The 23,099-nt window shown below is 66.6% G+C and carries 21 protein-coding genes and 1 other RNA gene; 10 read left to right on the forward strand and 12 right to left on the reverse strand.

Translation table 11 applies throughout. The features are described 5' to 3' along the window. The coding region (locus tag QO207_RS25625) for an ABC transporter ATP-binding protein (RefSeq protein ID WP_301535073.1) at positions 1-825 on the reverse strand (825 nt) is incomplete at its 3' end. Further along, complete coding sequence (locus QO207_RS25630) at positions 825-2,723, reverse strand: sigma-54-dependent Fis family transcriptional regulator (protein ID WP_301535074.1); 1,899 nt, start codon at positions 2,721-2,723, stop codon at positions 825-827. The genes QO207_RS25625 and QO207_RS25630, both read right to left, overlap by 1 nt. 253 nt (positions 2,724-2,976) lie before the next feature. Here QO207_RS25630 and QO207_RS25635 point away from each other — a divergent pair, with 253 nt between their 5' ends. The 6 genes from QO207_RS25635 (at position 2,977) to QO207_RS25660 (ending at position 10,309) form a co-directional block, all read left to right on the forward strand. Beyond that, positions 2,977-3,381, forward strand: coding sequence for a MerR family DNA-binding transcriptional regulator (locus QO207_RS25635; protein WP_301535075.1), 405 nt, complete (start codon positions 2,977-2,979; stop codon positions 3,379-3,381). Positions 3,382-3,549: 168 nt separating this feature from the next. Then, positions 3,550-4,713 (forward strand): isovaleryl-CoA dehydrogenase, encoded by a 1,164-nt coding sequence (locus QO207_RS25640; protein ID WP_301535076.1) that lies wholly within the window; start codon positions 3,550-3,552, stop codon positions 4,711-4,713. 104 nt (positions 4,714-4,817) lie between these two features. Further along, complete coding sequence (locus QO207_RS25645; RefSeq protein ID WP_151186620.1) at positions 4,818-6,425, forward strand: carboxyl transferase domain-containing protein; 1,608 nt, start codon at positions 4,818-4,820, stop codon at positions 6,423-6,425. Positions 6,426-6,435: 10 nt separating this feature from the next. Next, entirely contained in the window at positions 6,436-7,248 is an 813-nt protein-coding gene (locus QO207_RS25650) for a gamma-carboxygeranoyl-CoA hydratase (RefSeq protein WP_301535077.1), read from the forward strand. Then, positions 7,248-9,209: an acetyl/propionyl/methylcrotonyl-CoA carboxylase subunit alpha gene (locus tag QO207_RS25655; protein WP_301535078.1), complete on the forward strand. Its 1,962-nt coding sequence runs from the start codon at positions 7,248-7,250 to the stop codon at positions 9,207-9,209. The genes QO207_RS25650 and QO207_RS25655 overlap by 1 nt, the downstream gene beginning before the upstream one ends. Positions 9,210-9,406: 197 nt before the next feature. Then, complete coding sequence (locus tag QO207_RS25660) at positions 9,407-10,309, forward strand: hydroxymethylglutaryl-CoA lyase (protein ID WP_301535079.1); 903 nt, start codon at positions 9,407-9,409, stop codon at positions 10,307-10,309. A 241-nt stretch (positions 10,310-10,550) separates the two neighbouring features. Here the strand turns inward: QO207_RS25660 and QO207_RS25665 are convergent, their stop codons facing one another. Together QO207_RS25665 and ftrA are read right to left on the reverse strand one after the other, a co-directional pair. Next, the gene (locus QO207_RS25665; protein WP_301535080.1) at positions 10,551-11,699 is read right to left on the reverse strand and encodes an acyl-CoA dehydrogenase family protein; all 1,149 of its coding nucleotides are present in this window, start codon (positions 11,697-11,699) and stop codon (positions 10,551-10,553) included. Between the two features lie 75 nt (positions 11,700-11,774). Further along, positions 11,775-12,743: a transcriptional regulator FtrA gene (gene ftrA / locus QO207_RS25670; RefSeq protein WP_301535081.1), complete on the reverse strand. Its 969-nt coding sequence runs from the start codon at positions 12,741-12,743 to the stop codon at positions 11,775-11,777. Between the two features lie 93 nt (positions 12,744-12,836). Here ftrA and QO207_RS25675 point away from each other — a divergent pair, with 93 nt between their 5' ends. Further along, entirely contained in the window at positions 12,837-13,280 is a 444-nt protein-coding gene (locus QO207_RS25675) for a rhodanese-like domain-containing protein (RefSeq protein WP_301535082.1), read from the forward strand. Next, positions 13,268-13,747, forward strand: a complete 480-nt coding sequence (locus tag QO207_RS25680) for a GNAT family N-acetyltransferase (protein ID WP_301535083.1) — start codon at positions 13,268-13,270, stop codon at positions 13,745-13,747. The genes QO207_RS25675 and QO207_RS25680 overlap by 13 nt, the downstream gene beginning before the upstream one ends. Here the strand turns inward: QO207_RS25680 and recR are convergent. The 3 genes from recR to dnaX all read right to left on the reverse strand — a co-directional run bounded on the left by recR (position 13,744) and on the right by dnaX (position 17,011). Further along, positions 13,744-14,343 (reverse strand): recombination mediator RecR, encoded by a 600-nt coding sequence (recR, locus tag QO207_RS25685; protein WP_301535084.1) that lies wholly within the window; start codon positions 14,341-14,343, stop codon positions 13,744-13,746. The genes QO207_RS25680 and recR overlap by 4 nt on opposite strands. 135 nt (positions 14,344-14,478) lie before the next feature. Then, on the reverse strand, positions 14,479-14,805 hold the full coding sequence (locus QO207_RS25690; RefSeq protein ID WP_045209089.1) for a YbaB/EbfC family nucleoid-associated protein: 327 nt from the start codon (positions 14,803-14,805) through the stop codon (positions 14,479-14,481). A gap of 37 nt (positions 14,806-14,842) precedes the next feature. Beyond that, positions 14,843-17,011 (reverse strand): DNA polymerase III subunit gamma/tau, encoded by a 2,169-nt coding sequence (gene dnaX / locus QO207_RS25695; protein WP_301535085.1) that lies wholly within the window; start codon positions 17,009-17,011, stop codon positions 14,843-14,845. Positions 17,012-17,163: 152 nt separating this feature from the next. On the opposite strand from dnaX, the gene QO207_RS25700 reads away from it, so the two are divergent. Beyond that, the gene (locus tag QO207_RS25700) at positions 17,164-17,886 is read left to right on the forward strand and encodes an ABC transporter substrate-binding protein (RefSeq protein WP_301535086.1); all 723 of its coding nucleotides are present in this window, start codon (positions 17,164-17,166) and stop codon (positions 17,884-17,886) included. Positions 17,887-17,947: 61 nt separating this feature from the next. Here QO207_RS25700 and ffs read toward each other — a convergent pair. After that, an RNA gene (gene ffs, locus QO207_RS25705) (signal recognition particle sRNA small type) lies at positions 17,948-18,044 on the reverse strand. 241 nt (positions 18,045-18,285) lie between these two features. Here ffs and QO207_RS25710 point away from each other — a divergent pair. Then, complete coding sequence (locus QO207_RS25710; RefSeq protein WP_301535087.1) at positions 18,286-18,660, forward strand: hypothetical protein; 375 nt, start codon at positions 18,286-18,288, stop codon at positions 18,658-18,660. Between the two features lie 6 nt (positions 18,661-18,666). Here the strand turns inward: QO207_RS25710 and QO207_RS25715 are convergent, their stop codons facing one another. The 4 genes from QO207_RS25715 to zipA all read right to left on the reverse strand — a co-directional run bounded on the left by QO207_RS25715 (position 18,667) and on the right by zipA (position 22,801). Further along, positions 18,667-19,044 carry a hypothetical protein gene (locus QO207_RS25715; RefSeq protein ID WP_301535088.1) on the reverse strand — a complete coding sequence of 126 codons (378 nt, stop codon included), beginning with the start codon at positions 19,042-19,044 and terminating at the stop codon, positions 18,667-18,669. 55 nt (positions 19,045-19,099) lie between these two features. Beyond that, positions 19,100-19,402, reverse strand: coding sequence for an HU family DNA-binding protein (locus QO207_RS25720; protein WP_301535118.1), 303 nt, complete (start codon positions 19,400-19,402; stop codon positions 19,100-19,102). A gap of 30 nt (positions 19,403-19,432) precedes the next feature. After that, on the reverse strand, positions 19,433-21,820 hold the full coding sequence (gene ligA, locus QO207_RS25725; protein ID WP_301535089.1) for an NAD-dependent DNA ligase LigA: 2,388 nt from the start codon (positions 21,818-21,820) through the stop codon (positions 19,433-19,435). Positions 21,821-21,907: 87 nt separating this feature from the next. Next, on the reverse strand, positions 21,908-22,801 hold the full coding sequence (gene zipA / locus QO207_RS25730) for a cell division protein ZipA (RefSeq protein ID WP_301535090.1): 894 nt from the start codon (positions 22,799-22,801) through the stop codon (positions 21,908-21,910). Positions 22,802-23,099 lie beyond the last annotated feature (298 nt).

Genomic DNA, 23,099 nt, shown 5'->3' on the forward strand with positions numbered 1-23,099 from the left:
GACCAGGAAGGCGCAGGCGCGGGACAGCGACATCAGCGTACCCGGCACCGCCTGGGTGAAGAACTCGGTGAGTTGCAGTCTCAGCAGTTGGCCGAGATAGCCCTGCCCCAGCCCTTCCAGACGCCCGGATTCACGGGACTGCTGGCCGGCGGACTGGATGAATTTCATCGCTGGCAGCGTCTCGACGAAGAACGACGACAGGTCCGCCGAACGCTCACGCAGGCCGCGCGCCTCGCGCTCCACCTTGCGCCGCATCCAGCGCAGCCAGAGCACATCCAGCGGGATCAGCAGCGCCACCAGCAGCGAGAGCTTCCATGACAGGGTAAGCAGCAGCACCAGCGCGCCAACCAGGCCGATCACGCTGGAGACGGCGGAAAACAGCGAGTCCACTGCGAAGCGCTGGATCTCGGCTACGTCGCCATCGAGTCGCGACATCAGGTCGCCGATGCGGCGACGGCCGAAGAAGCTCGGCGACAACGTTTGCAGGTGGCGGTACAGCGCATCGCGCAGGGAGAACAGGATGCGTCCGGACAGGCGCGTGTGCAGGTAGCGGTTCAGGCCGGACAGCGCCGTGCCGACCAGGCCGACGACGATCATCGCCCCGGCCACCATCACCAGCACCGGGAAGTCCTTCGCCAGCAGGCCGTCGTCGATCAGCGTCTTGGTCAGCCAGGGCTGCGCAAGGACCAGGATCGAGGCGCAGAACGACAACCCGAGCAGCCCGGCGATGGCCGCCTTGTGCGGCTTCACGAAGCCGTACAGCCAGCGCAGCGAAGCCTTGAGTTGCTGCGGGTCGTCGCTGTCGATCAGGCGGGTGAAGAACATCAGCCCACCTTGAGTTGCTTGAGCTTGCGGTACAGCGTGGCACGGCTGATGCCCAGCGCGTCGGCGGCGGCGGAGACGTTGCCCTGATGGCGCTCCAGCGCCTGGCGGATCAGCTCCAGTTCGTTCTCGCGAATGCTGCCGCTCTGCGGACGCTCACCGGCGGCGAGTTCGTCCAGGGTGCTGTCGGGCAGGTGGTCGAGGCCCAGTTCCGTCTCGCCCTCCTCGCGCATGGCCAGTGCGGTGCGCAGGACCATCTCCAGCTGGCGGATGTTGCCCGGCCAGTGGTACTCGCGCAGCAGGCCGAGCAGCTCGGCGGAGAGCTTCACCCTGGGCGCGCCCAGGCGGGCAAGAAGGCCAGTGGCAAGCTCGGCGAGGTCGTCGCGCTCGCGCAGTGCCGGCAGCTTCACGCTGATGCCGTTGACGCGGTAGTAGAGGTCCTCGCGGAAGTGCTTTTCCTCCACCAGCCGCTTGAGGTCGCGGTGCGTCGCGCAGATCAGCGCGACGTCGATGTCCTGCTCCTCGCCGGCGCCCAGCGGCGCTACCTTGCGCTCCTGCAGCACGCGCAGGAGGCGCGCTTGCAGGGCCAGCGGCATGTCGCCGATCTCGTCGAGGAACAGCGTGCCGCCGTGGGCCTGTTGCAGCCGACCGACCATGCCACCACGGCGCGAGCCGGTGAAGGCGCCGTCGCGGTAGCCGAACAGTTCGGACTCGATCAGGCCTTCGGGAATCGCCGCGCAGTTCACCGCGACGAAGGGTTTGTCGCTGCGCGCGCTGGCCTGGTGCAGGGCGCGGGCTACCACTTCCTTGCCGCTGCCGGTTTCGCCGAGCAGCAGTACCGGCAGTTCGTTCACCAGACCCTGGCGCGCCATGCGCAGGGCGCGGGCGTAGCGCGGGTGGCTGCCGGCGAGGGCTTCGAGTTCGGGGCCGGCAGCCGGGCGCGGCGCGCGGGCGCTGACCGGCACCGCGTGGCTGCGCAGCGGTGCCTGCAGCGTCTTGTAGAACAGCTCGCCCTTGGGCGTCTGCAGGCTGCCGACGCCGCCCTGGTAGAGGCGGCCGAGCAGTTGGTCGCCGCGCAGGCCGAGGAAATCCTCGCTGCGCCGACCCACCAGGCTTTCACGGTTGGCACCGAGCAGTTGGCAGGCCTGGCCGCTGACGGCCAGTACCTTGCCGTCCAGCCCCAGCGCCAACAGGCCCTGCCAGGCGGAATCGAGGTACTGGCGGCGGTAATGGAAGGCGATCACCACCTGCCCCGGATGGCTGACGGCAAACAGCCGCGCCTCGATCTGGAACACCGCGAGGCTGAGCAGCGAGAGGCTTTCGCGCGGGCCGGAGAGCGGCCCTTCGCGGGTCATGTCGAGCACGCCGAGCAGCGTGCCCTGCGGCCCTTCGATGGGCACCGAGGTGCAGGAGAAACGGCTCAGGCGGTCGAGGAAGTGCTCGCCGCAGTCGATCTGCGTGGCGCGCTTTTCCACCAGCGCGGTGCCCAGGGCGTTGGTGCCGCGCGACGCTTCGCTCCAGCAGGCGCCCTGGACGATATCGGCCAGGCCTTTGCTCTGCATGCGCTCGCGGGCGCCTTCGACGGAGAGGATGGTGGCGTCGGCGTTGGCCAGGATGATCACGCCATCGTGGCCCTGGCGCTGTTGCAGGTAGTCGAGTTCGGGGATGGCGGCATCGAGCAGCAGGCGGTTGCCGGCCAGCAGCACGTCGGGTTTGACCCGCGTGTCGAGGCCGTGCTCGGTGCCGCTGGCGCAGTCCAGGCCGTGGTCGAGGCTGCGCCGCCAGGAGGCGTCGATTTCCTCGCGGAGCACGCCGCTGGGGACTTCGCCTTCCTGTTGCAGGCGTTCACGGGCCAGGTGGGCTTCGCGCAGCAGGTCACTGCTTATTGTTCTTGTCGTCATGCATCGCTCCGGTAGGTTCCGCGCACTCCTTCTTCAGAAAGGTAGGGGGCACGGAACTCGCAGGCTGGTCAGGGCTGTGTACACCCGCAGGCAGCGTCAGTAAAGGGGAAGCCCTTAGTAGGAAGGTTCATCGCGATCGCAACGCAATTCCCGCGCCAGCAAACCCTCCCGCGCCGCCTCCGAGTTGTATTGACAGTGACCCAAGGCAGGTTTACGTTAACGTAAAGGTAAACGACCGAGCAAGAACATTCCCATGCCCACGACCTACACCATCTCCGAACTGGCCCGCGAACTGGACGTCACCACCCGCGCCATCCGTTTCTACGAGGAACAGGGCATGCTCAGCCCCGAGCGCCGTGGCCAGGAGCGCATCTACAGCGCCAAGGACCTGGTGGCCCTGAAGCTGATCCTGCGCGGCAAGCGCATCGGCTTCTCGCTGGCCGAGTGCAAGGAGCTGATCGACCTCTACGACCCCAGCAGCGGCAACACCAAGCAGCTGCAGACCTTCCTCGACAAGATCACCGCGCGCCGCGCGCAGCTGGAACAGCAGTTGCTCGACATCGAGCAGATGAAACTGGAACTGGACACGGCCGAGGAACGCTGCCTGGCGGCCATGGCCGAGACCGACAAACCCCGCAAGCAGCGCGTACCGGTTTAAGACAATCTCCTGGACCTCGCGAGCTAGAGCCAGGCAAGGCGAAAGGCGCCGAGAACGCGGAGTTTACGCTTGTAAATGAGCAGTTCTCGGCGGCTTTCAACGCAGCATGGCCGACGCGCAGCAGGTCCATTCACCCATCAGATTACAAATACAAGTACAGGTGATCCCATGAGCTACCCCTCCCTCAACTTCGGCCTCGGCGAAACCATCGACATGCTGCGCGAGCAGGTGCAGGGCTTCGTCGCCAGCGAACTCGCCCCGCGCGCCGCGCAGATCGACGCCGACAACCTGTTCCCCATGGACATGTGGAAGAAGTTTGGTGACATGGGCCTGCTCGGCATCACCGTCGCGGAGGAATACGGCGGCGCCAACATGGGTTACCTGGCCCACGTCATCGCCATCGAGGAAATCAGCCGTGGCTCGGCCTCGGTCGGCCTGTCCTACGGCGCCCACTCCAACCTGTGCGTCAACCAGATCAAGCGCAACGGCAATGCCGAGCAGAAGGCCAAGTACCTGCCCAAGCTGATCAGCGGCGAACACATCGGCGCCCTGGCCATGAGCGAGCCCAACGCCGGCTCCGACGTGGTGTCGATGAAACTGCGCGCCGAGAAGCGCGGCGACCGCTTCGTCTTGAACGGCAGCAAGACCTGGATCACCAACGGCCCGGACGCCAACACCTACGTGATCTACGCCAAGACCGAGCCGGAGAAAGGCGCCCACGGCATCACCGCGTTCATCGTCGAGCGCGACTGGAAGGGCTTCAGCCGTGGCAGCAAGTTCGACAAGCTGGGCATGCGCGGCTCGAACACCTGCGAGCTGTTCTTCGATGACGTGGAAGTGCCGGAAGAGAACGTGCTGGGCGCGGTCAACGGCGGCGTGAAGGTGCTGATGAGTGGCCTGGACTACGAGCGCGTGGTCCTCGCCGGCGGCCCGATCGGCATCATGCAGGCCTGCATGGACGTGATCGTCCCCTACATCCACGACCGCAAGCAGTTCGGCCAGAGCATCGGCGAGTTCCAGCTGATCCAGGGCAAGGTCGCCGACATGTATACCCAGCTCAACGCCAGCCGCGCCTACCTGTACGCCGTGGCCCAGGCCTGCGACCGTGGCGAGACCACCCGCAAGGACGCCGCCGGGGTGATCCTCTACACCGCCGAGCGCGCCACCCAGATGGCCCTGGACGCCATCCAGATCCTCGGCGGCAACGGCTACATCAACGAGTTCCCCACCGGCCGCATGCTGCGCGACGCCAAGCTCTACGAGATCGGCGCCGGCACCAGCGAAATCCGCCGCATGCTGATCGGCCGCGAGCTGTTCAACGAGACCCGCTGAACCTGCTCTTGTAGGAGCGAGCTTGCTCGCGAACCAGCCCCGCTGCGGACGCTGTTCGCGAGCAAGCTCGCTCCTACAGGCCCACCTTCGCTTGTGGAGACCCTATGACCATCCTCGGCACCCAACTCAACACCCGCTCCCCGGAATACGCCGCCAACGCCGCGACCATGCTGGAGAACGTCCAGGACCTGCGCGCCGTTCTCGGCCGCGTCCATGAAGGCGGCGGCGCTGCCGCCCAGGCCAAGCACACCGCGCGCGGCAAGCTGCTGGTGCGCGAGCGCATCAACCGCCTGCTCGATGCCGGCTCGCCGTTTCTCGAAGTCTCCGCCCTCGCCGCCCATGACGTGTATGGCGAAGACGTCGCCGCCGCCGGCGTGGTCGCCGGCATCGGCCGCGTGGAAGGCGTGGAATGCATGATCGTCGGCAACGACGCCACGGTGAAAGGCGGCAGCTACTACCCGCTGACCGTGAAGAAGCACCTGCGCGCCCAGACCATCGCCCAGCAGAACCGCCTGCCGTGCATCTACCTGGTGGACTCCGGCGGCGCCAACCTGCCGCGCCAGGACGAGGTGTTCCCCGACCGCGAGCACTTCGGCCGGATCTTCTTCAACCAGGCCAACATGAGCGCCCAGGGCATCCCGCAGATCGCCGTGGTGATGGGCTCCTGCACCGCCGGCGGCGCCTACGTGCCGGCGATGAGCGACGAGACCATCATGGTGCGCAACCAGGCCACCATTTTCCTCGCCGGCCCGCCGCTGGTGAAGGCCGCCACCGGTGAGGTGGTGAGCGCCGAGGACTTGGGCGGCGCCGACGTGCACTGCAAGACCTCCGGCGTGGCCGACCACTACGCCGAGGACGACGAGCACGCGCTGGCCATCGCCCGCCGCTGCATCGCCAACCTCAACTGGAGCAAGCAGGGCCAGCTCAACACCCGTGCTCCGCGCGCCCCGCTGTACGCCAGCGACGAGCTGTACGGGGTGATCCCGGTGGACAGCAAGCAGCCCTTCGACGTGCGCGAGATCATCGCCCGGCTGGTCGACGGCAGCGAATTCGACGAGTTCAAGGCACTGTTCGGCACCACCCTGGTGTGCGGCTTCGCCCACCTGCACGGCTACCCGGTGGCGATCCTCGCCAACAACGGCATCCTCTTCGCCGAGGCCGCGCAGAAAGGCGCGCACTTCATCGAACTGGCCTGCCAGCGCGGTATCCCGCTGGTGTTCCTGCAGAACATCACCGGCTTCATGGTCGGCCAGAAGTACGAGGCCGGCGGCATCGCCAAGCACGGCGCCAAGCTGGTCACCGCGGTGGCCTGCGCGCAGGTGCCGAAGTTCACCGTGATCATCGGCGGCAGCTTCGGCGCCGGTAACTACGGCATGTGCGGCCGCGCCTACGACCCGCGCTTCCTGTGGATGTGGCCCAACGCGCGGATCGGCGTGATGGGTGGCGAGCAGGCCGCAGGCGTGCTCGCCCAGGTCAAGCGCGAGCAGGCCGAACGCGCAGGCAACGCGCTGTCCGCCGAGGACGAGGCGAAGATCAAGGCGCCGATCCTCGAACAGTACGAGCGCCAGGGTCACCCCTACTACTCCAGCGCGCGCCTGTGGGACGACGGCGTCATCGACCCGGCACAGACCCGCGACGTGCTCGGCCTGGCCCTTTCCGCCTCGCTCAACGCGCCTGTCGAAGCCACGCGCTTCGGCGTCTTCCGCATGTAAGGCCGCTGCCATGACCGACTATCAGACTTTCCCCTTCGAGAACATCGAGCTCGATATCGACCCGCGCGGCGTCGCCAGTCTCTGGCTGAATCGCCCGGAGAAGAACAACGCCTTCAACGCCCAGACCATCGCCGAGCTGATCCAGGCACTGGCTGCCGTGGCCAACGACGAGCGCGTGCGCCTGGTCGTGCTGCGCGGCCGTGGCCGGCACTTCTGCGGCGGCGCCGATCTGGCGTGGATGCAGGAATCGGTGAAGCTGGATTACCAGGGCAACCTCAACGACGCCCAGCAGCTCGCCGAACTGCTCTACAACCTGCACCAGCTGAGCAAGCCGACCCTGGCCATCGTCCAGGGCGCGGCCTTCGGCGGTGGCCTGGGGCTGGTGGCCTGCTGCGACATGGCGCTGGCCGCCGAGGACGCGCAGTTCTGCCTGTCCGAAGTACGCATCGGCCTGATCCCGGCGACCATCGGCCCGTTCGTCACCAAGGCCATCGGCCAGCGCGCCGCCACCCGCTATGCCATGACAGCCGAGCGCTTCAATGGCGTACGCGGCCGTGAGCTGGGGCTGGTGGACGAACACTACCCGGCAGCCGAGTTGGACGCGAAGGCCGAAGCCTGGATCGCCAATCTCATGAACAACAGCCCGGCGGCCCTGGTCGCCTGCAAGGCGCTGTTCCACGAAATCGGCGCCGGCGAACTCACCCCCGAGCGCCGCCGCTACACCGAAGCCGCCATCGCCCGCATCCGCATCAGCCCCGAGGGGCAGGAAGGCCTGCACGCCTTCCTGGAAAAGCGCAAACCGGCCTGGCAGGAGCAAGTCTGATGAAGAAGATAGATACCCTGCTGGTGGCCAACCGCGGCGAGATCGCCTGCCGCGTGATGCGCACTGCCAAGGCCCTGGGCCTGACCACCGTGGCCGTGCACAGCGCCACCGACCGCAACGCCCGCCACGTCGAAGAGGCAGACATCGCCATCGACCTGGGCGGCGCCAAACCCGCTGAAAGCTACCTGCGCGCGGACGCCGTCCTGGCTGCCGCGAAAGCCGCCGGTGCCCAGGCAATCCACCCTGGCTACGGCTTCCTCTCGGAAAACGCCGGCTTCGCCCGCGCCTGCGAAGAGGCCGGGCTGGTGTTCCTCGGCCCACCGGCCAGCGCCATCGACGCCATGGGCAGCAAATCCGCCGCCAAGGCGCTGATGGAAACCGCCGGCGTGCCGCTGGTGCCCGGCTACCACGGCGAGGCGCAGGACTACGCGACCTTCCAGCGCGAAGCCCAGCGCATCGGCTACCCGGTGCTGCTCAAGGCCGCCGCTGGCGGTGGCGGCAAGGGCATGAAGGTGGTCGAGCGCGAAGCCGAACTGGCCGAGGCGCTGGAATCCGCCCAGCGTGAAGCACAGTCCGGTTTCGGCGATTCGCGCATGCTGGTGGAAAAGTACCTGACCAAGCCGCGCCACGTGGAAATCCAGGTGTTCGCCGACCAGCACGGCAACTGCCTGTACCTCAACGAACGCGACTGCTCGATCCAGCGCCGTCACCAGAAAGTGGTGGAAGAGGCGCCAGCTCCGGGCCTCTCCCTGGAACTGCGCCAGGGCATGGGCGAAGCCGCCGTGCGCGCCGCCCAGGCCATCGGCTACGTCGGCGCCGGCACCGTGGAGTTCCTCTACGACGAAGGCAGCGGCCAGTTCTTCTTCATGGAAATGAACACCCGCCTGCAGGTGGAGCACCCGGTCACCGAAGCCATCACCGGCCTCGACCTGGTCGCCCTGCAGATTCGCGTCGCCCGTGGCGAACCACTGCCGATCACCCAGGAACAGGTTCCGCTGATCGGCCACGCTATCGAAGTACGCCTCTACGCCGAAGACCCCGAAGGCGGCTTCCTGCCCGCCAGCGGCCATCTCGCGCTGTACCGCGAACCCGCCGCCGGCCCCGGCCGCCGGGTGGACAGCGGCATCCGCGAGGGCGATGACATCTCGCCGTTCTACGACCCGATGCTGGCCAAGCTGATCGCCTGGGGCGAGAACCGCGAGGAAGCGCGCCAGCGCCTGCTGTCGATGCTCGGCGAAACCGCCGTCGGTGGTTTCAAGACCAACCTGGCGTTCCTGCGCCGCGTGCTGGCCCACCCGGCCTTCGCCGAGGGCGAGCTGGATACCGGCTTCATCGGCCGCTACCAGGACACCCTGCTGCCCGCCGCCACCGCCCTGCCCGAGCGCTTCTGGCAGCTCGCCGCCGAAGCCTGGGTGCAGAGCGAAGCCGCCCGCGTGCGTGGCGACGACGCCCATTCGCCGTGGTCCGCCCAGAGCGGCTGGCGCAGCGGCTTGCCGGGCGAAACCGACCTGCACCTGCTGGCCAAGGGCGAATCCCAGGTAGTGCGCCTGCGTCATGCCGACGGCCAGCGTATCGCCAAGCTGGACGGTCAGTGGCTGGAGGTCAAGGACGGTGAAGTTCGCCGTCGCCACCAGGTGATCCGCCGTGGTGACAGCCTCTACCTGGAATGGAACGGCGAACTGGTCGGCGTGCAGCGCTTCGACCCCATCGCCGAGGCCGAAGCCGCGCACTCGCACCAGGGCGGCCTGGGCGCTCCCATGAACGGCAGCATCGTGCGCATCCTCGTCGAACCCGGCCAGAGCGTCGAAGCCGGCGCCGCGCTGGTGGTGCTCGAAGCCATGAAGATGGAACACAGCATTCGCGCGCCGCACGCTGGCGTGGTGAAATCGCTGTATTGCAGCGAAGGCGAGCTGGTATCGGAAGGTACCGCGCTGGTGGAGCTGGAAGAATCGCCGGCCTGACACCGGCTTTTGTAGGGCGCATAACGCGTTTCGCTTTATGCACCCTACACGACTTCCGCTTGAAACCGCATTTGTAGGAGCGAGCTTGCTCGCGAACGCGTTGCACCCTGAGGTGCAGGAGTGATGAGGTTCGCGAGCAAGCTCGCTCCTACGAAGAGCCAAAGCCGCCCTTCGCCCGAATTCAAAGAGGACATTCCATGACCCTGCCCCCATCCGTCCGCCTGGTCGAAGTCGGCCCGCGCGACGGCCTGCAGAACGAGAAACAGCCCATCGCCGTCGCCGACAAAGTGCGCCTGGTGGACGACCTCACCGCCGCCGGCCTCTCCTACATCGAAGTCGGCAGCTTCGTCTCGCCCAAGTGGGTACCGCAGATGGCCGGCTCGGCCGAAGTCTTCGCCGGCATCCAGCAGAAGGCCGGCGTCACCTATGCCGCGCTGGCACCGAACATGAAAGGCTTCGAGGCCGCGCTCGAATCCCAGGTCAAGGAAGTCGCGGTATTCGCCGCCGCCTCCGAGGCCTTCTCGCAGAAGAACATCAACTGCTCGATCAAGGAGAGCCTGGAGCGCTTCGTGCCGATCATGGAAGCGGCGCGCCAGCACGGCGTGCGCGTGCGCGGCTACGTCTCCTGCGTGCTCGGCTGTCCCTACCAGGGTGAAGTGGACGCAGCTCAGGTCGCTGCCGTCGCCGCGGAACTGCACGCCATGGGCTGCTACGAAGTATCCCTGGGCGATACCATCGGCGTGGGCACCGCCGGCGCCACCCGCCACATGTTCGAAGTCGTCGGCCAGCGCGTACCGCGTGCGCAGCTGGCGGGCCATTTCCACGACACCTACGGCCAGGCCACGGCGAACATCTACGCCAGCCTGCTGGAAGGCATCGCGGTGTTCGACAGCTCGGTCGCAGGCCTGGGCGGCTGCCCCTACGCCAAGGGCGCCACCGGCAACGTCGCCACCGAAGACGTGCTCTACCTGCTCAACGGCCTGGGCATCGACACCGGCATCGACCTGGACCAACTGATCGACGCCGGCCAGCGCATCTGCACCGTGCTCGACAAGCCCAACGGCTCGCGCGTGGCCAAGGCGCAGTTGTCCAAGCGCTGACAGCGGATTCGACCTGCAGGAGCGCGCCATGCGCGCACGATCGCGGGCATGGCCCGCTCCTACAGGGAAGCTCGGCACTGGACKCAGACCGTAGGGCGCATAAAGCGGAACGCTTTATCCGCCGCCGGACCATCGGCGGATAGCGCCCGGCCCTGTAGGAGCGAGCTTGCTCGCGAACACACTTCACTCCTGTCATTCCAGGTGCAAGGCGTTCGCGAGCAAGCTCACTCCTACATGTCGCTCAGAGCCCCATCTGCTTGGCGATGATCTCGTTCATGATCTCCCGCGTACCGCCACCGATGGAGAGGATGCGGTTGTCGCGGTACAGCCGCTCCACCAGGCTCTCACGCATGTAGCCCATACCACCGAGCACCTGTACCGCGTCGTAGGTCACCCGATCGGCGACATCGGTGGCGAAGTTCTTGGCCATGGAGATTTCCTTGATCACGCTCTTGCCGACGGCCATCTTCGCCGCCTGGCGGTAAGTGAATTCGCGGGACACCTCGACCTGGGTGGCCATCTCCGCCAGCCGGTGCTTGAGCACCTGGAACTTGCCGACCGGCTTGCCGAACGCCTCGCGCTCGCGGCTCCAGGCCAGCGCCTCGTCCAGCGCCAGTTGCGCGGTCATGTTGGCCATGATCGCCAGCGCCAGGCGCTCGCTCTGGAAATTCGCCATGATGCAGGCGAAGCCCATGTTCTCGGCACCGATGAGGTTCTCCACCGGCACCTTGCAGTCGTCGAAGAACAGTTCAGCGGTATCCGACGCCCACCAGCCCATCTTCTTCAGCTTACGGCTGACGGTGAAGCCGGGAGTGCCCTTCTCCACCAACAACAGGCTGACGCCGCCGAAGCCATCGCCGCCGGTGCGCACGGCCACGGTGTAGTAGTCGGCGCGCACGCCGCTGGTGATGAAGGTCTTGCTGCCACTGACGCGATAGTGGTCGCCGTCGCGCACCGCGCGGGTCTTCAGACTGGCGACGTCGGAGCCGCCGGACGGCTCGGTGACTGCCAGCGCCATGATCTTCTCGCCGGCCAGCACCTGAGGTGCGATGCGCTCGCGCAGCTCCGGGCGGCCCCACTTGATCAGCGGTGGCAGGCCGATATCCAGCGAGCCCAGCCCCGCCACCAGCCCGCCAGAGCCACAACGCATCAACTCCTCGCTGGCCGCRACCTTGGCGAACAGGTCGCCCTCGTGGCTGCCGCCGAGCGCCTCGGGGTAGCCAATGCCGAGAATGCCGGCCTCGCCCGCCTTGCGGTAAAGCTCGCGGGGAAACTCCTCGGCCTCCTCCCAGTCGGCGACGTAGGGGAGGATTTCCCGCTCGACGAAGCGCCGCACGCTGTCACGGACCAGGCGGTGGCTGTCATCGAAGTATTCGGCGAACACGGACATGGCAAGGCTCCAGACGATTTGCCTGAAACTTACCGAGCGCTTGCTTGGTTTTCAAGGCGAAATACCCGCCATCGGCTAGGACAGATGCGCCGTCCCGAAGCGCTCGCGGTACGCCGAGGGTGCCACCCCGGCCACTCCACGGAAAGCATTGCGGAAGCTTTCCACGGTGCCGAAACCACATTGCTCGGCGATCCGCTCGACGCTGTCGGCGCTGCTTTCCAGCAGCTCGCGGGCGCGGGCCATGCGCTCGTGCTGCAGCCAGGCCTTGGGCGTCATGCCGGTGGCCTCGCTGAAACGGCGCAGAAAGGTGCGCTCGCTCATCGCCACGCGGCTTGCCAGTTCGCCAACGCTGATCGACCGCTCCAGCCGATGCCGGGCCCAGTCCAGCAGCCCGGCGAGGTCGTGCCGGGGCGCTTTCGCCACTGGCGCGGGAATGAACTGCGCCTGGCCTCCACCACGCTGCGGCGACATCACCAGGCGGCGGGCGACGGTGTTGCCGACCTGGGTGCCGAAATCCCGCGCCACCAGGTGCAGGCAGGCGTCGATACCCGCTGCACTGCCGGCGGAGGTGATCAGTTGCCCGGCATCCACGTAAAGCACCTGGGCATCGACTTCGATGGCCGGGAAGCGTGCCGCCAGTTCCTCGGCATAGCGCCAGTGCGTAGTCGCCCGCTGGCCGTCGAGCAGGCCGGTGGCGGCCAGGACGAAAACACCGGAGCAGATCGACAGCAGCCGCGCGCCCTCCGCGTGGGCCTTGCACAGCGCCTGCACCAGCTCGGCGGATGGCGCCTCGGCACGGTCCCGCCAGCCCGGCACGATGATTGTGCCCACCGTGTCGAGGGCTTCCAGCCCGCCATCGGCCAGCACCTGGATGCCACCCATGGCGCGCATCGGCCCTGAATCGGCAGCGACGACCCGGTGGCGATACCAGGGAAAATCGAACTCGGGCCGTGGCAGGCCGAAGATTTCCACGGCGATGCCGAATTCGAAGGTACAAAGACCGTCGTAGGCGAGAATGGCGACGTCCAGGGGATTGCGCGGCATTTGGCGGAAAACTTCCGATCACTGTCCAGGCCGCCACTGTAGCCGACTCCGGCAGCCACATACAGTGCTCCCACTTTCCCCAGGAGCCTTGCCATGCCCAGCCTCGTCAGCCAGTTCCCCGCCGCCCTGCCCGCCGACGCCCTCGCTCACTTCAGCCATCGCCTGGCCTTCGAGACCGACTGTTCCGACGTCAACCACGCGCTGCAGAACGGCGAGCAGGATTTCGTCCTGCTTGATGTGCGCAACGCTGCCGCGTTCGCTCGCGGGCACGTCCCCGGCGCGCTGAACCTGCCCGGCCGGGAGATCGATGCACGGCGCATGGCGCAGTTTCCCGCAGGCACGCTGTTCGTCGTCTACTGCGCCGGGCCGCACTGCAACGGCGTGCACCGCGCCGCTGCGAAGCTCGCCGCACTGGGTCTGCCGGTGAAGGAGATGATCGGCGGGGTGACCGGCTGGCTGGACGAGGGCTTGGCGCTGGCCGGCTCCGACAGCGACGCGTCACGCAGCCAGGCGGAAGGCATCTCGTGCGCCTGCTGAGCATCCGCGAAGCACGGCCGGAAGATGTTCCAGCCGTGCTCGACCTGATGCGCGCGTTGGCGGAATTCGAAGGCTATCTCGATGACTTCGCAGTAGACGCCGACGCCCTGCTCACCCGCACCTTTGGCGCAGCGGCGCAATGCCAGGTTTTCGTCGCCGAGACCGATGCGATCTGTGGTTACGCCGTCGTCCGGAGCCTGGCCTTCACCTTCGATCTACGCCCGAGCGTCCGACTCAAGGAGCTGTATGTCGTCCAGGGTGAACGCGGCGGCGGCGTAGGCGAACAGCTGCTGCGGCGCGTGGCGCAGTGGGCGCTGGAACAAGGCGCGGGCCGCCTGCTCTGGGATGTTCTGGTCGGCAATGACGCGGCAGAGCGCTTCTACACGCGCCTGGGCGGCCGGCGCGAAAGCCAGTGGCTTGCCTACCGGATGGATGATCGCGAGTTGCTGCGCCTTGCCGGCGGTTAGCTGCTGATCGGCCGGCGCCCTGCCAGGGCGTGGGCCAGGGTGCCGCCGTCTACCAGTTCCAGCTCGCCACCCAGCGGTACGCCATGGGCAATGCGCGACAGCACCAGGTCGCCGCCGCCGAGCAGCTGGGCGATGTAGTGGGCGGTCGCCTCGCCTTCCACCGTGGGGTTGGTGGCGAGGATGATCTCGCTGAAGCTGCCGGCCTTGATCCGCGCTTCCAGCTCGGGAATGCCGATGGCTTCCGGGCCGAGGCCGTCCAGCGGCGACAGGTGCCCCTTGAGCACGAAGTAGCGGCCGCGGTAGCCGGTCTGCTCGACGGCGAACACGTCCAGCGGGCCTTCCACCACGCACAGCAGGCTGTCGTCACGGCGCGGGTCGGTGCACTGCGGGCAGAACTCGTCCTCGGACAGGGTGCGGCACTGCTTGCAGTGGCCAACGCCCTCCATCGCCTGGGTCAGCGCCTGGGCCAGACGCAGGCCGCCGCTGCGGTCACGCTCCAGCAGCTGCAGCGCCATGCGCTGGGCACTCTTCTGCCCCACTCCGGGCAGGGTGCGCAGGGCATCGATCAGTTGGCGGATCAGCGGCGTGAAGCTCATGGGGCGGTCTCGGGAGATTTTTCAGGGGGTAGAACGACTGTAGGAGCGAGCTTGCTCGCGAACCCTGCTCGGCCACGTGTGCCGGTAGAGCGTTCGCGAGCAAGCTCGCTCCTACAGGTCAGTTGGATGCCTGGATCAGAAGGGCATCTTGAAGCCGGGCGGCAGTTGCATCCCGGCGGTCATGCCGGACATCTTGTCCTGGTTGTTCTGCTCGATCTTGCGCACGGCGTCGTTCACCGCGGCGGCGATCAGGTCTTCGAGGATTTCCTTGTCTTCCTGCATCAGGCTGTCATCCAGGGAGACGCGCTTGACGTCGTGGCGACCAGTCATCACCACGCTCACCAGGCCGGCGCCGGATTGACCGGTCACTTCGGCGTTGGCCAGCTCTTCCTGCATCTTCTGCATCTTTTCCTGCATCTGCTGGGCCTGCTTCATCAGGCCGGCCATGCCACCTTTCATCATGTCGAGTTCCTCGATTCGTTCGGTCGTCAGCGCAGGCTCAGGCCTTCGCCTCCAGGGGTTCAATTGTACCGTCGCGGACCACCGCGGCGAACTGTTGCTTCATTTGCAGCACATAGGGGTCGGCGGCAATCGACGCCTCGGCCTGGCGCTGGCGCTCGGCGCGCTTGCGCGCGGCGGCCTGGGCCGGGGTTTCCTGCTCGGGCTTCTGCTGGGTGACCTGCAGGGTCAGGGTGCGGCCGTGGAACTGGTTCAGCGCATCGTTCAGGCGGCGCAGCTGGGTCGCGTTGAACAGCGCGCTCTGGCCCGGGTCCAGGTGCAGGTGCCAGTTGTCGCCGTCCACCGCCACCAGGGTGCAGTTGGCGCCGATGCTGGCGGTGAGGCCGGCCAGGCCCAGGCGCGGGAACAGGTCAAGCCATTCGGCGGCAAGGCCGGTGGCGGGCATGGCGGCGGGCTCGGGTTCCGGCTCGGCCTGCTCCTGCGGAGCCTCGCTTTCGAGGTAGCCGTAGGACTCCATGTCGACTTCGTAGTAGTCCTCGGCGGGCGGCGGCTCGTCGTCGCGATCGTCATCGTCGGCCGGGGCTTCTGCCGCCACAGGTGCGGGAGCTTGCACTGGCGTCGGGGCAGCCACCGGCGCAGGAGCCGGAGCTGCCGCTACAGGTGCAGGTGCAGGTGCAGGTGCAGGTGCAGGTGCAGGTGCAGCAGGCTCGACTGCTGCGGGAGCCGCGGCAACCGGTGCGGAAGGTTCATCCCACGGCAGGTCGACCGGTGCTTCGGCAACTGCCGGCTGCGGTTCAGCTACCGGGGCCGGCTCTACTGGGGCGATCACTTGCGGTTGCGCTTCGACCGGAGCCGGTGCGGCTTCGACGACCGGCGCGGGCGCAGCAACAGGCGCTGCCTCCACCACCGGAGCCGGAGCCGCCTGAGGCTGCGGCGCAGCAACGGGCGGCGCAACCTGGGCAGCCGGGGCTACGGGAGCAACCGGCGCAGGCGCTGCGGGCGGCGGAGCAATGGCTGCAACCGGCGCTGCAACGGCGGCGCCGGCCACTGGGTTCGGGTTGGAATCAGCCGTGGCCTTGCTGATCCCCAGGTCCTTTAGTGGTGACCTGGGCGCGCCATCGGCATCGGCAGGGCGGAACGCCAGCATGCGCAGCAGCACCATCTCGAAGCCGCCGCGGGGATCGGGCGCCAACGGCAGGTCGCGGCGGCCGATCAGGCCCATCTGGTAGTAGAACTGCACGTCTTCGGCCGGCAGCGCCTGGGCCAGTGCCAGCACGCGGTCGCGGTCGCCCTGGCCGTTGTCCACGGCTTCGGGCAGCGCCTGGGCAATGGCCACGCGGTGCAGCACGTTGAGCATTTCGGCCAGTACGCCGCCCCAGTCCGGGCCTTGCTCGGCCAGGTGGCGGACGGCTTCCAGCAGCGCACGGGCATCGCCKTCCAGCAGCGCATGGAGCACACCGTAGACCTGGCCGTGATCCAGGGTGCCAAGCATGGCGCGCACATCAGCGGCCAGCACCTTGCCCTCGCCGAAGGCGATGGCCTGGTCGGTCAGGCTCATGGCGTCGCGCATGGAGCCATCAGCGGCGCGGCCGAGCAGCCACAGCGCATCGTCCTCGAACGGCACGTTCTCGGCGCCCAGGACGTGGGTCAGGTGCTCCACCACGCGCTCCGGCGGCATGTTCTTCAGGGAGAACTGCAGGCAGCGCGAGAGGATGGTCACCGGGAGCTTCTGCGGGTCGGTGGTGGCCAGCAGGAACTTCACGTGGGGCGGCGGCTCCTCCAGGGTCTTCAACAGGGCGTTGAAGCTGTGGCTGGAGAGCATGTGCACTTCGTCGATCAGGTAGACCTTGTAGCGCCCACGGGTCGGGGAGTACTGCACGTTGTCGAGCAGCTCGCGGGTATCCTCGACCTTGGTGCGGCTGGCGGCGTCGACTTCGATCAGGTCGACGAAGCGGCCCTCATCGATCTCGCGGCACACCGAGCACTGACCGCAAGGAGTCGAGCTGACACCCGTCTCGCAGTTCAGGCACTTGGCCAGGATGCGCGCAATGGTGGTCTTGCCCACGCCGCGGGTACCGGTGAACAGGTAGGCGTGGTGCAGGCGCTGGTTGTCCAGCGCGTTGATCAGGGCCTTGAGCACATGGGTCTGGCCGACCATTTCGCGGAACGAGCGCGGACGCCATTTGCGGGCAAGAACCTGATAACTCATTGAAATCCATCGCGACAGGTGAGCAGAAGTGCGCTAATCCTAGCGAAGCGGACCGTAAATTGCACCCGATGTCCGCACCGGTCGTTGTCGCATCTTGGCAAGGGCCGGGCTACACGGCATTGTGTCGTCGTTCTGCCATCAACGGAGCCTTGATGCGCTTCCTTGCCACCGCCCTGCTGCTGACCGCCACTCTTGCCCAGGCCGACGACCGTCCCCTGCGCTTCTCGGTGGTCGACAGCTGGGCGATGCCGCTGGCGCAGATCGAGAATGGCGAACTGACCGGCGGCATCCTCTTCGAGCTGTTCAACGAGACGGCGCACGAACTGGGCCGCACTGCGGCCTTCCACATCGTGCCGCGCGCGCGCATCGAACAGGCCCTGCTGACCCATTCGGTGGACGTGCGCTGCTACGTCTCGCGCACCTGGATCGAGCACGAATTCAGCGATTACCGCTGGACGGTGCCGCTGATGGTGCAGCGCGACCTGCTGGTGACCCGCGATGCCCCGGCGGACAGGCTGGAAAGCATATCGAGCCAGTCCATCGGCACCGTGCTGGGCTACCACTACCCGCGCCTGCAGCCACTGCTGGACAGTCACTGGCTGACCCGCGACGAAGCGCGCAACCAGGAACTGGTGCTGAAGAAGCTGCGCATCGGCCGCTATCAGTACGCGATCAGTAGCGAGTTCGCGCTGAACTGGTTCAACCGTGAACTGCCCGAGGCGGAGCGCCTGCAGATCGCCAGCGTGATCGAGGAAACGCCACTGTCCTGCATGGTGCTGGACAGCCCCGAGGTGCACACCGACGAGGTGCTCTCGGCACTGGCGAAGATCAAGGCATCGGGAAAGATCGAGCAGATCCTGGATCACTACCGCTGAGGCGGTGCGCTGCGACAGGATCGACGGGCGGAAGATTTTCCTGGCCCCGAAATGGAGGCGGCCCCGCCAGCCACACCCCGGCACACAATGTCCCCGCCTTGGCTGCTTCCTTCCGGACCTGACCAGGTAAGCGAGTAATCGTTGCGGGGGGACCGACAGGGCCACCATCGCGAGAGCTCGCCAGATCGGCGAGCCGCGCCATTGTAGCGACTCGCGCGCAAGTTACAAGTACTTCAAGCACTTAGCTGCGTCCTACGTGTGATTCCTGACATTGCTCACGAATCAGCAACGCAACTCACGGAATCGCCCTACAAAACATTAAGAAATTTCTAATTGCGCCGACGCTTAGGGAAGAACCCGTCACGTCGTGACGGACCATGACCGAGCGAGGAATGCCCGATGTCCGTGTCTGCCGCACTGAAAACCACCCCTCTCGTTGCCCTGCTGTTCTGCGCCCAGGCGATGGCCTACGACGGCATCGTTCGCTTCAGCGGCGCCGTGGTCGAGCCGACCTGCCAGGTCGGCCTCAGCGAAGTGACTGCCGCGAGTGCGCGAGTGCGCCTGAGCGACTGCGCCCAGGCGATGACGATGATGCTCAACGAGCCGCGCGGCGCGCTGCCGAGCGTCAGCTACCGGCTCACCGACACCCAGGGCAAGGCGCTGGGGCAAGGGGTGGCAGCCAGCGGCAGCACCGACAGCGTCATCCGCGCGATCGCCAAGGGTGGCGTCGCGGCGGACAAGCGCAATGTCGTGCTGGTGGCCGAGTACCTGTAACGAACGTTACTGGGCCTGGAGCAGCCCTTCGGGCCGAGGCTGGGTGGAGACTTCCAGGTTCGGCCCGATGTACAGATCCATCTTGCTGTAGCCCGGACGGGTGCTGAAGGTGGAATAGCGCTCCGCCCCCTGGTGGAACTGGAAGGCGACCCGGTACTCGCCGGAACGCCACAGGCGCAGCGGGAAGGCGCGCGCCTCGCCCGGCTTGATGTCGCCCGCGAGGGTTTCCTCGTTGTTTTCCTTGAAGCTGTAGCTGACCGCCGGCCCGCCCGCGCTTTCATAATGCAGGACGATCTGCGGACGCTCGGTCCAGGCCACGTAGGCCCCGAACAGCAGCACCAGCGCGCCAACGCCGATCAGGCGCTGCTTTCTTGCCTTGTCCATCTTGCTCTCCGCTCACGGATGGCCCGCTCCATGTCACACGGAACGGGCCGACCGATCAGTTCAGGCTGTCGACCAGGGCCTTGGCGGGCACCAGGCGCACCGCCTTCTTCGCGGCGATCTCGATGGTCTTGCCGGTCTGCGGGTTGCGGCCGGTGCGGGCGGCGCGCTCGCTGACCTTGAGCTTGCCGATACCCGGCAGGGTCAGCTCGCCGTCGTTTTCCAGGGCGTCCTGGGCGATCTGCGCCAGTTGCTCGAACACGCCGCGCACGGCGGCCTGGGTCAGGTCGAGGGATTCGGCGATATCGCGAACCAGTTGGTCCTTGGTCATGGGCATGGATTGACTCCTAGATACAGTGATCTTGATGCGTTGATCTGAATGAAAGACGTGTCACGCGCCTACGCCATGGTCGGCGAGCAGCTTGACCAGCTGTTCTTCGTCCATCACGGCGACGCCGAGTTCCTGGGCCTTGGCCAACTTTGAACCCGCTCCCGGTCCGGCGACCACGCAATGGGTCTTGGCCGAGACCGAGCCGGCCACCTTGGCGCCCAGGCTTTCGAGCTTTTCCTTGGCGACGTCGCGACTCATGGCTTCCAGGGTGCCGGTGAGTACCCAGGTCTGGCCGGCCAGCGGCAGGCCTTCGACGACCTTGCGCTCGCTGCGCCAGTGCATGCCGAACTCGGCCAGCTGCGCCTCGACGGCTTTCGCGCGCTCGACGCGGGCGGCATCGGCGAAGTACTCGCGCACCGACTGCTTGGCCTTCTCGTTGACGCCCTTGAGCGTGCTGAGGTCCAGCCAGTCGCGGCTGAGTGCAACCAGCGCATCGAGGCTGCCGGTCTTGTCGGCCAGCTTCTCGGCGCCGGTGGCGGCGATGAAGGGGATGTTCAGCTTGTCGATGAAGCCGGCCAGCGTCGCCACGGCGGCGAATTCGGCGGAAACCTCGCCCTCCTCCTGCAGCTCGATGCCGCGCGCCAGCAACTGGTCGATGACTTCGCGGTTGTGTTCGTCGCCGAAGAAGTTGTGGATCTCGTAGGCCACTTCACCGCCGACATCCGGCAGGTAGGTGAGCACTTCCGGCAGCGCCTTGCGGACGCGCGCCAGCGAACCCAGTGAGCGGGCCAGCAGCTTGGCGGTTTCCTCGCCGACATCCGGGATACCCAGGGCAAAGACGAAGCGCGCCAGCGCCGGCTTGCGGCTGTCGGCAATGGCAGTAAGCAGGTTGCGCGTGGAGACTTCGGCAAAGCCTTCCAGCTCGATGACCTGTTCGAAGGTCAGGGTGTAGAGGTCGGCCGGGGATTTCACCAGGCCCTTGTCCACCAGTTGCTCGACGATCTTGTCACCGAGGCCGTCGATATCCATGGCGCGACGCGAGACGAAATGGATGATCGCCTGCTTGAGCTGCGCCTGGCAGAACAGTCGGCCGACGCAACGGTAGATGGCGCCTTCGCTGACCGACTCCTTGCCCTTGCTGCGCTTGACCAGCTGAGTGCGCTCCACCTGCGAGCCGCACACCGGGCACTGGGTGGGAATCTGCACCGGGCGCGCATCGGCCGGGCGGCGTTCGGTGACCACCTGCATGACCTGCGGGATCACGTCGCCAGCGCGGCGGATGATCACGGTGTCGCCAATCATCAGGCCCAGGCGCGCCACCTCGTCCATGTTGTGCAGGGTGGCGTTGGATACAGTCACACCGGCGACCTGCACCGGCTTCAGGCGCGCCACGGGCGTTACCGCACCGGTACGGCCGACCTGGAATTCCACGTCGAGCAGTTCGGTGAGCTCTTCCCGCGCCGGGAATTTATGCGCGATGGCCCAGCGCGGCTCGCGGGCGCGGAAGCCCAACTCGCGCTGGAAGTCGGTGCGGTTGACCTTGAACACCACGCCGTCGATCTCGTAGGCGAGGCTGTCGCGGCGCGCGCCGATGTCTTCGTAATAGGCGCGGCAACCCTCGACGCCCTTGGCCAGTTTCAGCTCGCGGCTGATCGGGATGCCCCAGCCCTTGAGGGCTTCGAGGATATCGACCTGGGTGCCGGGCAGCGCACCGCCCTCGACCCGGCCGAAGCCGTAGCAGCAGAACTCCAGCGGGCGGCTGGCGGTAATCTTCGAATCCAGCTGGCGCAGACTGCCGGCGGCAGCGTTGCGCGGGTTGGCGAAGGTCTTGCCACCGGCTTCCATCTGCCGCTCGTTGAGCGCGTCGAAACCGGCCTTGGACATGAACACCTCGCCGCGCACTTCCAGCACCGCCGGCCAGCCCTCACCCTTAAGGCGCAGCGGCACATTGCGGATGGTGCGCACGTTGACGCTAATGTCCTCACCGGTGGTGCCGTCGCCACGGGTGGCGCCGCGGGTCAGCACGCCATTCTCGTACAGCAGGCTGACCGCCAGGCCGTCGAGCTTGGGCTCGCAGCTGTACTCCACTTCGGCGCCGCCGCCGAACAGGTCGGAAGACGGCAACTGGTCCGCCAGGCCTTCGCGCACGCGGCGGTCGAAGTCGTTGAGGTCCTGTTCCTCGAAGGCGTTACCCAGGCTGAGCATCGGCACTTCATGACGCACCTCGCCGAAAGCCGAAGCGGCCGCACCGCCAACGCGCTGGGTCGGCGACTCCGGGGTGATCAGCTCGGGATGCTCGGCTTCCAGCGCCTTCAGCTCGCGGAACAGGCGGTCGTACTCGGCGTCCGGCACGCTCGGCTCGTCGAGCACGTAGTAGCGGTAGTTGTGGTCATCGAGTTCGCTGCGCAGCTGGGCGATGCGTTCGGCAGCGGTCTGGGAGTCGGTCATGCGGGAATCTCGGGCGGCTTTCTGCGTGAGGTAGAAATACGAAGCCCCAAGGGTCGCTTGGGGCTTCGCGTGCAGCGTGGGAGAAGCTTAGCGCTTCTGAGTCAGGGCGCGGCGCTCGAAATCGATGATGCGCTGGCGGTAATGCTCGATGGTCTGTGCGGTCATCACGCTGCGCTGCTCGTCCTTCAGCTCGCCGTTGAGCTCCTGGGCCAGCTTGCGGGCGGCGGCGATCATCACGTCGAACGCCTGCTTGGGATGACGCGGGCCCGGCAGGCCGAGGAAGAAGCTCACCGCGCGGGTGCTGAACTGGTCGATGTTGTCCAGATCGAAGGTGCCCGGCTTGACCGCGTTGGCCATGGAGAACAGCACTTCGCCGTTACCGGCCATGCTTTCGTGGCGGTGGAAGATGTCCATCTCGCCGTAGCGCAGGCCGCTCTCAAGGATGTTCTGCAGCAGCGCCGGGCCCTTGAAGCCGTTCTCGTCGCGGCTGATGACGTTGATGATCAGCACTTCCTCGACTGGAGCCTGGGAAGCGGAAGGAGCAGCGGCGGCAGCGGGAGCGGCGCGCTCCTTGTCCTTCTTGCGATCCTTTCTGGGCTTTTCCTTCTCCTGCGGGGCTTCGTCCAGCGGGTTGGGGAAATCCTCTTCGTCCAGCGGGCCGAGCAGGTTCGGCGCCGGGTCGTCCAGGTTCAGGTCGCCCTGGCGCGGCTCGCCGCGGCGCTTGCCGCGCGACTCCTTGGCGCTGACCTTGGGCAGGTCTTCCTCGTCCAGATCCGGCTCACGGTGGTCGACTACCCGGGAAGGCCCGAGCAGTTCCGGGTTGGTTTCATCCCCGTCATCGGGCTGGTTGGCAAACTGGCGATCCAGTTTGAAGCGCAATTTGCCCTTGCCACCCCGCATGCGACGCCAGCCGTCGAACAGAATGCCGGCGATCACGATAAGCCCAATGACGATCAGCCATTCGCGCAGACCGATATCCATCTAATCCCGTAGCCCCTGAACAAAAAATGATGATGAAGAAAAAGGACGTCCTATCCCTTGAAAACGTGGAGCCAACTTCATGTTCCGGCTGATGTTTTCCACGCGATACAAAAGTGGTCGTTAAGCTAACACGCTCTCACATAACTTTACACTGCCTGACGCGACACTCCGCCGCGCTCTTTGCAACTTTTCATAGCAGTTCCGGGTGCAATTTGGCGAATGCAGCCTATTCCAGCCAAATCAATGCCTTAGAGATCAAAAAAGGCATCGTGCCAGCACCCTTTCGAGTTCCCCCAGC

It is taken from the genome of Pseudomonas sp. CAN1, from assembly GCF_030462585.1.
Lineage (GTDB): Bacteria > Pseudomonadota > Gammaproteobacteria > Pseudomonadales > Pseudomonadaceae > Pseudomonas.